Origin of the sequence: Spirosoma luteum DSM 19990 (genome assembly GCF_000374065.1) — a bacterium.
Lineage (GTDB): Bacteria > Bacteroidota > Bacteroidia > Cytophagales > Spirosomataceae > Spirosoma > Spirosoma luteum.
On record NZ_KB893311.1, the window covers coordinates 207,649 to 218,459 of the forward strand.

The following is a 10,811-nucleotide window of genomic DNA, read 5'->3' on the forward strand; positions in this document are numbered from 1 at the left end:
CCACATTAGCGCCACTCGTACACCGGGCCCATTGGTCGACTACGCCGCGGGTAAATCTGAATTCCATCGTTGGCAAACGCTATCAGATGGATTTATTTAAAAATATGATCTGCGATAAGTTTCAGGTAATTAATAATTCAGTTGACCCGCAAACGGCCCAACAACTGGAAAAACTGCTGGCTGGAAAGCAAACCGATGTAGTGATACTTAACGATGGATCAACCGCTAAACTGGTAATACTCAATACGCCGGATAAAGGTCCTAGAATCCATCAGATGGATGTACGAGCGGAACTAATCCTGGGTAAGACATACCTGGGGCATACCTTCACCGAACAGGATAAACAGTATTTACATAAGTACGGTGATATGGGCCGTACCGCTCAACTCATTGATCCGAATGGGGGGCAACCCTTGAAGGCTTTGATTGGTGTCGATCAGGAAACCAAGCGGTTGAGGCTCCTTAACATCGATACGTTTAGAATGCCGGATGAAATCCTGGGTAAAAAATTAACCCCAGTTCAGAAATTGATGCTACTGGAGGGGAAAGCTTTACGGTTAGATAACATGGACTATAAGGGAACAAAATTCTCAACGTATACCCGCCTATCGGCGGCCAAAGGTGGGTTCAAATACAATAAGATTCAGACCCAGCAAAATAATCTACCACTGGCCAGCCTGCCATCTCAAGTCCAGTCGGTAAGCTCACCAGCCCTCGAACCAGAAGCTGACGCCAGCTTCCCAATCTAAAGAGTCATCCTCATCAACTCGCCATTCGAACGTTACTGCCAATACCCAAACGGATACTGGTGACAAACCAAAGCCAGACGTCAAAAAGTCAAAAGTCAAACTTCGTCGCTAACCTAAAACGTGCTAGGGGAAACTGTACCACCCTTTTCTTATTGTAAATACGTATGGCTGATTCAACTAGCATCTCATCTAGACCCCTAAATCGCGAACAGGTAGAACAGAAAAAAGCGGCTGATGATGAATTAATTCGGCGCTATAAATCCGATATAAACCTGGCCACGTTTGCGGAGGATCTTGGTTATGCCTATGATAAAAAACACTCAACCCGCAATGTTCCAGTACTGGATAATCCAGCCACTGGGCAAACCATCATCGTTCGAAGAAACTCAGCATCGGGCGAGTACTTTTACACCAATCCTAAGGATAATTATGATAAGGGAAATATCATAAACCTGGCTAGCCGGCACTATAATCTTGATTTGAGTACTCGATCCGGCTGGGACGAGCTGCATAAAAAATTAAGTGACCGGCTGGGAAATGTGTATTTTACCAAACATGAAGTCATTCAACCCCACCGGTTCAAACAACTTGAACAGGGCAGCGAGTCGCTCGTAAAATATTTCAATCTAAAGCCTTTGACGGACACGTCCTATCTGGAAAATGAGCGTAAAATCGATAGAGCGACCATTGAGGCACCCGAGTTTGCGGGCAAAATTTTAAACAAACCATTCAATGATACCAAAGCGGGTATATCAGGAACCAATACGATATTTCCCCTAGAAAACGAGAAGGGAATCATTGCCATCAGCACCCGGAACACCGACTGGAATAGTATGGTCGGCGAGAAACAGGATGGTATCTGGGTATCTAACATCAATCCGGCTGTAAAACCAAAAGAGATAGTTATTCTGGAAAGCCCGATCAATGCGCTTTCCTATCATCAGTTGCATCCGCCCAAAAATGAGTTTGACCGCGTTTATATTGCCACGTGTGGAAATGCATCCGCAACCCAACCGCTTACGATTCAAAAGTTAATTAATAAACTCCAGCCGGAAAAGCTTATTCTTAGTAATGATAATGACCCGGCGGGCATTCGTCATAACATTAATATGATGAGTAAGCTTCATATGCCGCAGCAACCGGTAACGGGAATCTCTGTGGCAATCGGGAGCAGTAAATTTCGAAATACGCTCTACGTTGAAGTGAAACCCGAATTGCCAACAAGCCCAACGCCACCAGTTGAGCAAATCAAACTGCGCATCGGGGACGTACTGAACCGTCGTTTACATAATGAAGGTGACCAGGCCACTTTGTCCACTATTACCAGCCGGGATGACATTACACAAATACGCGCTGATTTCCCCAATCAACGGCCACTGCTTATCCGCGCTGAAAACCTGACGAAAGAATTACGTCAGTCCGGAGCGTCAATCGAAATAAAACGCTCAATGAATAAAGACTGGAACGATGATTTAAAAGAAAAACAAGCCCGTTTACTGAGCCAGAAACAATCCGCCCCCACACTAAATCATCAACCCGTCCTAGTTCAGCCGCAACGAAACCAGCCAGGTGTACCCAGTTTACCCACTCCGGTTAAACCTGCAATACCCAAATCGATAACGCAGCCAATGCCCGATCGCTCAGCTGGTGAGGATAGCCGACGGAAAACTAAACTTAAACCCTAGCGCACACTGTAGTTCAAAAATTTTACGGCTTTAACGCATATACCCGTATGAACCCGATCGTACAATCGAACGCAAATCCACTTCAAGCGGCAGCCATATCGTATTCATTGACAATTCCGGCAGCTATTCCGAGCCTTTCCGGCTTAACCTGTTTGTTTGTTCAAAAAACATTGACCGACCTGCCTGACCGGTTAAAGGCACTGAACCAGAGTGGCCATCTTAATAACTATGAAGTTGTTTTCTTACAACAGGCCCTGTTACTGTTACAGGTTGAACTATCGCTCTTGCCGGAATACCAAGTCTTATTAAGCTACCAAGAAGTGGTTGCAACCTAGCTAGCGCGGACTAAGGGGAAAAGACCTACGATTATTATCTTGTATTTGATTTAAATATTAATTTATTGAAAATAGACGTGTATATTTAACCATTAACAACTAGACATGACTATTAACTGATAACTGGCTGAAAAGTCCTCTGAACTTATGGAAGAATACTTCATTAAGATCGACCCCTATTCCGAAACGATCGATCAAATAAAACGTTCGGATAGTTACGCTTACTTGGCTCATCAACTGGGGTGTCGGCACGTGGGCATATATGCCAAGCAGCCATTTTTGGATGCCGCCATGATGAACGCGGAAGCCTTGGAAACCGATTTACTGCCAGCGGCCTGGCGTTACGTACCTACTGGTGAAGTCTACTTTGGACCAGCCCTCTGGCTTAACATTTCAGAGACCGGAGAGCTGCGAGTTCCGCTTCGACGAATTGATCTGTTGGAGGATGAGATTGAGTTTTTAGGCTTTATAGAACCGTGTACTGATTTCTTACCCCTTGGTGAAAACCTGCTGGATGATTCGGAATGTGGAGACGAACAATCTCCCGATATTGAGTTCTGATTATAGGTGGGTTTGGCAACGAATGATAAGCTGAGTGTTAGTTTATAAGACTTATTTACAATGAAAAGTAAATTAGTTTTTTTTCGCAGACTGTAGATCGATATTACGTTAAACATTATATGGAACTCGTCATCAAACCATATGTACCCTTTACCAATTCGGGTACATTCAGACTGGGTGCATTACTTCGATTTACAGAACCAATCTACCAAATTTCACCGGGTACGGTAGGGCTTGTTTATGAATCGGTTCAGGAGAACGGGATCGACTACTGCGGGGTCATACTCGAAAATGGGATGGATATTGGTCTGGTAATGAGTTGTGATTTGGATTATCTGGCTGAAAACTACTTCAGATACCCACCACCTATCAATTTACAACGCCGGATGAACTAATGCGGCATTACAAGCAGGGAACATTCAGAAAAGCATTTTCACTGGTGTATCCTCCCTCTTCGACGGTTCCGGTTTAGGTTGACTGCTCCTGCGTAGTATCTCCGGGCCGGAAAACCCGTTCAACGAGTGGGCGGACTTTTTTTTTGGCTATATTGATTTAAATTATAGTTTTTTAAGCTAAATTTTATTTAATCTAATGGGTGCAAACACATTAATCGGTTGGGCCAAACATTCGTTTAATCCCTGGAAAGGTTGCGAGATGAAAAGCCGGGGTTGCGCCCGGTGCTATATGTTCCGCCATGCCAATCGCTGGGGACAGGATCCTACACTTGTCAGTCGAAGCAGTGAAGATGTCTGGAAGTCGCCCTACCGCTGGAACCGGCAATTGCAAGGCAATGAACCGGTAAAAGATCGAATCGTATTCATGAATTCGATGAGTGACTTCTTCATTCCTCATGCGGATGCCTGGCGTGAGGAGGTATATCCCATACTGGAGCAAACCTCTAAGCTATTATACCTGATTCTAACCAAATATCCTGAGCGCGTGATGAATCGGTTACCCCAAAACTGGAGTACAAAGGATCATCCAAACGGCTATTCCCACGTGATCATAGGAACCTCAGTGGAGGATCAGAAAGCCGCCGACTTGCGAATCCCAGAGTTGATAAATATTCGGGCTAACTACAAAGTCATTTCGTTTGAGCCGCTTTTAGGTCCGATCGATCCGAACCCGTTCTTTCAGCCCTCAACCTCCGCTTCTTCCAAACGGTTACCCTTCGACTGGGCCATACTGGGGGGCGAGTCAGGTTATAAAACCAGGCAGCCAGGAAAAAAAGATTTTCGCTATCGAAGGTGTCAACTTGAATGGTTGATTTCACTACGTGATCAGTTGGAAGCGGCTGGCATACCGGTATTTGTCAAGCAACTTGGCTCACATCTGGCTCACGAATTTAAGCTTTCCGCTAAAGCTGGCCAGCATATCGAAGAATGGGAACAACTGTCATGTCGATTTCCCCAGGACTACTTAACCGTAACTCATTAAATACTATGGTAAGAACATTATATCAAACGGGACATGAACTGATGAATCTTCCACTATGGGGGCAATTTATGCTCATTGGTGTTTTGCTTCTGGTTGGTAGATTTTGGTTTTCTCAAATTGCCGGCCGACTGTCTGCAGTACAATGGACTGGTAGCCGAATGAGTGTTCTGTTAAAATGTTTGTCGGCTGCTTTACTACTGGCTTTCCTGTTGGTTAATTTCTGGCTGGGTACTTCGCCCACGGGCCAGCGCTATGAATGGGGTCTCTACGGACGGGGGGCTTTTATCGGACTAACCCTTTTTCTTACCCAGTTTCTCACGCGTTTTTTTGCCCGCTGACTAATCAGCAGGCAATCACTACTATCGTTTAGTCATGCATAAACAAAAAAACAGCTCGGATTTGCTGGCGCCCATGCCGTTGTCCTTTTACCGCCTGGGACAGGGGTTACGCCCCCACCCGTTTATGATCAACGGCAGCTGCTACACTTACCCCGAGCGTTGATAAACGCCGACCAGCTCGTTCAACTTGGCGGGGGGATCAAGCCGATGGCTACAATCCGGCTGGCCGACCGGCCATCAACATCTTTACTGATGTACACATTGCTTTTTCGAACCTGTAACTAACCGTGCCCGTGAAAAAACTGCTAATTGTTGAATCGCCGAATAAATGTAAAAAGATCAGTTCCATTCTCGACAAACTCTACGGAGCTGGCGTTTGGAAAGTCGTCGCTTCGGTGGGTCACTTTCGGGATCTGCCCCTCAAATCATTGGGCGTCCATCGGGACCAGGGATATGGCCTGAGCTATGAGCTGCATCCTGATAAACTGAAGATCGTTAAGGACATCAAAGGCCTGGCTCAGCAGGTCGGGATTGCCAACTGTTATCTGGCAACGGATTTGGACCGGGAAGGAGAGTCTATATCATTCCACTTAGCTCAAATCCTCGGTATTCCGATTCCCCAGACCAAGCGGGTAACCTTCGACGAAGTCACCGAAAAAGCGATTGCAGCAGCTGTTTCAAACCCGCGGGTACTGGATATGAAACTGGTAAGTGCCCAGGAGGGTCGCCGGGCAATAGATCGGTTGACAGGCTACGAGATTTCACCACTCATGAGTCGCAAGTTAGGCAACCGGCTAAGTGCTGGCCGGGTCCAATCGGTAGCCCTGCGTTTAGTTGTGGCACGGGAGCGAACCATCGAAGCTTTTAAATCAAAATCGGATTTCAGACTTAAGGGGGAATTCCTGACACCAAATGGTGAAGGGATCAAAGCAACCTACCATCAACCGTTTCTGACGGAAGAAGCTATTGTTTCGTATTTAAAAGCCTCCGTACAGAAAACGTATTCCGTGGCCAATATTGACGTAAAACCATTGGTGCGTCAACCCAGTCCACCTTTTACCACCTCCACCCTGCAACAGGATGCAATCCGGAAGCTCAGTAAGAAAGCGGGACGCTGGTCAGCCAAAAAAGTAATGGAGGTTGCCCAGGAGTTATTTGCCAAAGGGCATATCACTTATATGCGTACGGATTCTCCTAATTTATCGCAGGAAGCCGTCGAGGCTATTAAAGAACAGGTGAATACCCGTTTAGGCGCATCCTATTTTGAGGCGAGAACCTTCAAGGCCAAGCAAGCTGCACAAGAGGCTCACGAAGCCATTCGACCAACTCACTTTGACCATCAACAAGCTGGTGATACACCGGATGAACAGGCGCTTTACGAACTGATATATCGTCGGGCTATGGCTTCCCAGATGAAACCGGCCTTGTTTGAACAGACTACCATCTTCATCACCTCAGCTGATCCACAGGATTTATTTACGGCCGTAGCCAAAGTGGAAAAGTTCAATGGGTACCTAGCCGTTTATGCCGAAGAAACCGATGAAGAAGGGGAAGAAGAAACAACATCCCTGAAAAAAATTGCCAAAGGAGATAAACTACGCTGTCAGAAACTCATTGGCCGGCAAACCTACAGCCAACCCGCCAAACGGTATGATGAGGCCAGTCTGGTTCGAGAGCTGGAAAAACGGGACATTGGGCGCCCATCTACGTACGCCAGCATTGTTGGTACAATTCAGGCTCGTGATTACGTGCGTACTGATTCTATCCCAGCCTCAAAGTTGCCATCAGTTATTCTTACCCTGGAAAATAATAAACTGGAAAAAAAAGTAGAGCAACAAACCGTTGGCGGTGATCAAAGCAAATTAGTCCCGAGTTCAGTGGGCCATCAGGTAACTGAATATCTGGAAGCTAATTTCAGCAAAATGGTCGATTACGCGTTCACGGCTTCCATGGAAAAGCGTCTGGATGAAGTTGCCGGTGGAAAAGCTACTTATAAACAAGTGGTGAGTGAGTTTGATACGGATCATCAGCATTTGCTGCAGTTAGCGGATGCATCTCAGCACGACGTCGTCCGAACCCCATCGACGCTTGAAGTTGGAGAACTTAATGGAGAACCCGTAAAAACCGGCAAGGGGAAGTACGGTACTTACGTCCTGTATAAAGGGGAATTCCTGGATGCACGCCAGTATGAACCAGATCAAATTACGCTGGACCTAGTCATGCAATTACTGGAAAAGAAAAACCAGCAGCTCCAGCAGCGTCAGGAAAATTTGATTCACAAAGTAGGAAAGTATGAAGTCCGTCAGGGTCCACATGGCCAGTACGTAACTGATGGTAAGACCAATGCCCGTTTACCTCATCAAATTACAACCAACGAGCAGATCAAGCAACTGACAAGCGAAAACTGCCAGGCAATACTAAATAGCTATCAAACCTGGAAAAAATCGCAGGCGGGAGGCAAAGGCCAACCAAAACAAGTTGCCAAAAAAGGTTGATCGCTTGGTCTAGCCACTCGGTTTGTAAACTAAACTCTATTTACTCTAAAACCCGACTGCCTATGGAAAAAGGCCGGCAGCGATTGCCTTACTTGCTCTGATCGACCCGGTCATCATGCCCACATGCTTGAAAAGTCGATGAATGAAAAAATTCGTCGACTTTTTTTATAATTTGATTTGAATTTCATATCAACAATTTGAATATTATTTTATAAGAATATCTTTGCATATAAAAGACATTAGTTAAGTAATGATTACACCACGATGAAAAAGGGTAAATCCACTTCTACGGGATCCTACTTGTTGATTGCAGGATACCATGGTCGCGAACTGGTTGAGGCGGACCAGATTATTCGTTTGCAGGGCGAACGTAATTATACTTGGCTATACCTGGCTAACGGAGAAAAGCATTTACTGGCTAGTACGCTGAAGCGAATCGAAGCGCTACTTCCTCAGTTTTTGCGCATCAACAAAGGCCATCTAATTAATCCAATCTACATTAAACGGTTTCATGATTCATCGCCACCGGCCGACAGAAAAATCAGTGCAAGCTGGGCCAGTAAAGGCATGATGCTCCTCCACAGTGGCGACCGCCTGCCCTGGTCAAGACGCCGGCTTTACCACTACCTGGAAGCCTTTGCCAATTAATTTGCCCCACCTGGTTTACGCTAATCTGTTTCAATCATGAGCTTAACTACGATCATCAAAAAGAACCAACTTCGGGATCAACTACCTGATGCGGCTCACCCCGCTTTACTACGTCGGATTATTGAGCTTGGTAGTTTACCAACCGTTTGGAACAACGTCACTACCATCCGGCCTCGTCTCTTATTAACCTGGGTAATTCCGTCAGTAACGCTAATGATTGGCGATCAACCCCGGCCCGCTCTGGTGCATAAAGAATATCTTTTCTCACTGCAACAAAATGCTCACCTCTACAAAGATATCGTCGCTATGAGAGGACGTGAATTTGGGGATGAATACGATAACACCCCATTTGACGTGTTATCGATCCTGGGTATGCCCTGTTTGGTCACAACCAAACAGGAAACGGGAAAACAACCTATCGTTATCAGCCTCGAGGCTTTTCCAGAAGATGAGTTTTACCCTGAAACCGATCTCTCATTCCAATCCCTGACTTATACCAATTTTGACTGGGCCTTATATAATTCACTCAGTAAGACAGTTCGGGAAAAGATGGAAAAAACGCCGCAGTTTCAGCAGGTACTGGCTCAAAATCCTACCCGGCAACCTATAGCTGTTGATGAGACGGCAATTAATCTGCCACTTTAATTTAACCCGCTACGTGGCAACTAAACAAGCATAAAAAAGCAAAGGACTTCAACTAAAAACAGACTAACCTATGGAAAACATTTTCAATGATTCCGACCACTTAGACCACGCATTTTCCCAGTTTACCAGCTTTCAGGGTAACGAGTATTCCATAAACATTCCCTTGGTAACCAATGATTTTTATGCTGGCAAATACAAGGAATGGTTAAACATTCTCAATCCTTTCCGGGGAAATCTGGTTCTGGGTTCCCCCGGATCCGGTAAGACCAAGACGATTGTTCACAACTATGTCAAGCAGTTTATTGAGAAGGGATTTGTTACTTCGCTCTACGAATATAAGGACGATTATTTAAGTCAAGTCGCCTTTCACACCCTGCAGACAAACCAGCATGTCTTCAAAAAACAATATGGGGTAGACGCTACGTTTCATGCAGTTAATTTTATGTCACCTACCCATTCGGTACGCTGCAACCCCTTTGCAGGCAATCAGCTACTGAGTATTATAGATGCTCAACTGGCCGCTGCTTCCATTCTTTGCAATCTGAATAAATTCTGGATACAGCAACGAGGTGATTTTTTCGTCGAGTCAAGCATTACTTACCTGGCCTCCTGTTTGTGGTTTCTGAAACGATATACTGATGCGCAAATGGCAAGTAAAAATATATCGACTTCTTACTGTAGTTTACCCCATCTGATTGAATTTGCGCTTCAGGATTATCAAACAGTATTTGCCTTGTTGGACACGCTACCGGAATTATATCCCTTGATCCAGCCTTTGCGAAACTGCTTTGAAGAAGGTATCTCAACGGATTCATTTGACCATATTGAAGGCATACTGGCTGTTACCCGAGTAGGGCTATCTCGTCTGGCTAATCATCCGGAGATGTACTGGATTATGACTGGCGAGGAGCCCTTGGTGGACATTAATGATTCGAAGGCCCCAAAAATTCTAAGCCTAATTAATCATCCGGAGCATAGCTCAGCCTATAGTGTATCCTTAGCGTTGCTGGCCAGACAGGTTGGTCATCAGATTAACAGGCGGGATGACGGCAAAAAGGCATTTATCGTCGATGAATTGCCTACGATCTATATCGATGGACTTGATAATTTGTTAGCAACCGGCCGCTCGAATAAAGTAGCTACCTGTTTTACAATGCAGGACGTAGTTCAGCTGAAACGTGATTATGGTAAACACGAAGCAAAAGCAATTTTCGATCTACCTAACACCCTTATCACGGGGGCCTGTTTCGGACCCTCAGCGGCGCGCGTGGCCAGTCGGCTGAATGAAGTAGATGAATGGAGCACTGATGAGTCTGCATCCAGAACAAAAAAGGCCAGGATGATTACTGAAGACATGCTACGGACGATGCCTTACGGGTATTTCGCCGGGAGAGTATCACCTTCATTCGCCGGTTCAGAAGGACAAGCAAAGTTTATTGCTAAAATCCCTCTAGAATCGACCCCCTGGCTGGCAAATCGTCGATCGACAATCTTACCAGCTCATCCAGAATTGGAAGGACTTACCGACGAGCAGATTGAACTGCGTTTTCAGGATAATATGGATTTAGTATGTAATCAAATCGGTGAATTAATTCGAAATGCCGACAATCAGAATAACCTATCATGAATTTAATCTCAATCTAACGGTATCAATGGTTCGTCAATTTTAGAAGAGTAAAAAGGCGTGTTAGTTTTGGGTCTCTAACCTCCAAAGCCTAACAACGCCTTTATGCAAAGACTTGCCTTGCTAACTACAATAGTAGCCAGCTTACCTGATTTGACCAAGCCTCGTCGCCAATTTGTTACCCACATACTCATGCTTTTTCTCAGTGTTCGTCACCGGATCAATTTTCTACAACTGGCTCGCCACAGTGATCAGTATGCTGAAAACACCATGCGGCTGCACTTCGAAGAGTAC

11 protein-coding genes are annotated in these 10,811 nt (G+C 45.4%); all 11 read left to right on the plus strand.

The window, feature by feature from the left end:
* Positions 1-86: 86 nt before the first annotated feature.
* The gene (locus B156_RS0126920; RefSeq protein ID WP_018622914.1) at positions 87-749 is read left to right on the plus strand and encodes a DUF3945 domain-containing protein; all 663 of its coding nucleotides are present in this window, start codon (positions 87-89) and stop codon (positions 747-749) included.
* A 164-nt stretch (positions 750-913) separates the two neighbouring features.
* Complete coding sequence (locus tag B156_RS0126925) at positions 914-2,434, plus strand: toprim domain-containing protein (protein ID WP_018622915.1); 1,521 nt, start codon at positions 914-916, stop codon at positions 2,432-2,434.
* A 47-nt stretch (positions 2,435-2,481) separates the two neighbouring features.
* Positions 2,482-2,769, plus strand: coding sequence for a hypothetical protein (locus B156_RS0126930; protein ID WP_018622916.1), 288 nt, complete (start codon positions 2,482-2,484; stop codon positions 2,767-2,769).
* A 147-nt stretch (positions 2,770-2,916) separates the two neighbouring features.
* On the plus strand, positions 2,917-3,330 hold the full coding sequence (locus B156_RS0126935) for a hypothetical protein (RefSeq protein WP_018622917.1): 414 nt from the start codon (positions 2,917-2,919) through the stop codon (positions 3,328-3,330).
* A gap of 119 nt (positions 3,331-3,449) precedes the next feature.
* On the plus strand, positions 3,450-3,725 hold the full coding sequence (locus B156_RS0126940) for a hypothetical protein (protein WP_018622918.1): 276 nt from the start codon (positions 3,450-3,452) through the stop codon (positions 3,723-3,725).
* A 196-nt stretch (positions 3,726-3,921) separates the two neighbouring features.
* A complete protein-coding gene (locus B156_RS0126945; RefSeq protein WP_084757920.1) occupies positions 3,922-4,767 on the plus strand; it encodes a DUF5131 family protein in 846 nt (281 codons plus the stop codon).
* Between the two features lie 158 nt (positions 4,768-4,925).
* Positions 4,926-5,105 carry a hypothetical protein gene (locus B156_RS0126950; RefSeq protein ID WP_018622920.1) on the plus strand — a complete coding sequence of 60 codons (180 nt, stop codon included), beginning with the start codon at positions 4,926-4,928 and terminating at the stop codon, positions 5,103-5,105.
* Positions 5,106-5,398: 293 nt separating this feature from the next.
* The gene (gene topA, locus B156_RS30100; protein ID WP_018622922.1) at positions 5,399-7,600 is read left to right on the plus strand and encodes a type I DNA topoisomerase; all 2,202 of its coding nucleotides are present in this window, start codon (positions 5,399-5,401) and stop codon (positions 7,598-7,600) included.
* A 264-nt stretch (positions 7,601-7,864) separates the two neighbouring features.
* Positions 7,865-8,248 carry a LytR/AlgR family response regulator transcription factor gene (locus B156_RS30105; protein WP_018622923.1) on the plus strand — a complete coding sequence of 128 codons (384 nt, stop codon included), beginning with the start codon at positions 7,865-7,867 and terminating at the stop codon, positions 8,246-8,248.
* Positions 8,249-8,284: 36 nt separating this feature from the next.
* Positions 8,285-8,893 carry a phage replication initiation protein, NGO0469 family gene (locus B156_RS0126970; RefSeq protein WP_018622924.1) on the plus strand — a complete coding sequence of 203 codons (609 nt, stop codon included), beginning with the start codon at positions 8,285-8,287 and terminating at the stop codon, positions 8,891-8,893.
* A gap of 70 nt (positions 8,894-8,963) precedes the next feature.
* Positions 8,964-10,520 (plus strand): type IV secretory system conjugative DNA transfer family protein, encoded by a 1,557-nt coding sequence (locus B156_RS30110; RefSeq protein ID WP_018622925.1) that lies wholly within the window; start codon positions 8,964-8,966, stop codon positions 10,518-10,520.
* Positions 10,521-10,811 lie beyond the last annotated feature (291 nt).

What these genes read in the sequence shown, in the direction of transcription:
- B156_RS0126920 (WP_018622914.1), top strand. Translation starts at nt 87, where the DNA reads ATGGATTTATTTAAAAATATGATCTGCGATAAGTTTCAGGTAATTAAT.
- B156_RS0126925 (WP_018622915.1), top strand. Translation starts at nt 914, where the DNA reads ATGGCTGATTCAACTAGCATCTCATCTAGACCCCTAAATCGCGAACAG.
- B156_RS0126930 (WP_018622916.1), top strand. Translation starts at nt 2,482, where the DNA reads ATGAACCCGATCGTACAATCGAACGCAAATCCACTTCAAGCGGCAGCC.
- B156_RS0126935 (WP_018622917.1), top strand. Translation starts at nt 2,917, where the DNA reads ATGGAAGAATACTTCATTAAGATCGACCCCTATTCCGAAACGATCGAT.
- B156_RS0126940 (WP_018622918.1), top strand. Translation starts at nt 3,450, where the DNA reads ATGGAACTCGTCATCAAACCATATGTACCCTTTACCAATTCGGGTACA.
- B156_RS0126945 (WP_084757920.1), top strand. Translation starts at nt 3,922, where the DNA reads ATGGGTGCAAACACATTAATCGGTTGGGCCAAACATTCGTTTAATCCC.
- B156_RS0126950 (WP_018622920.1), top strand. Translation starts at nt 4,926, where the DNA reads ATGAGTGTTCTGTTAAAATGTTTGTCGGCTGCTTTACTACTGGCTTTC.
- B156_RS30105 (WP_018622923.1), top strand. Translation starts at nt 7,865, where the DNA reads ATGAAAAAGGGTAAATCCACTTCTACGGGATCCTACTTGTTGATTGCA.
- B156_RS0126970 (WP_018622924.1), top strand. Translation starts at nt 8,285, where the DNA reads ATGAGCTTAACTACGATCATCAAAAAGAACCAACTTCGGGATCAACTA.
- B156_RS30110 (WP_018622925.1), top strand. Translation starts at nt 8,964, where the DNA reads ATGGAAAACATTTTCAATGATTCCGACCACTTAGACCACGCATTTTCC.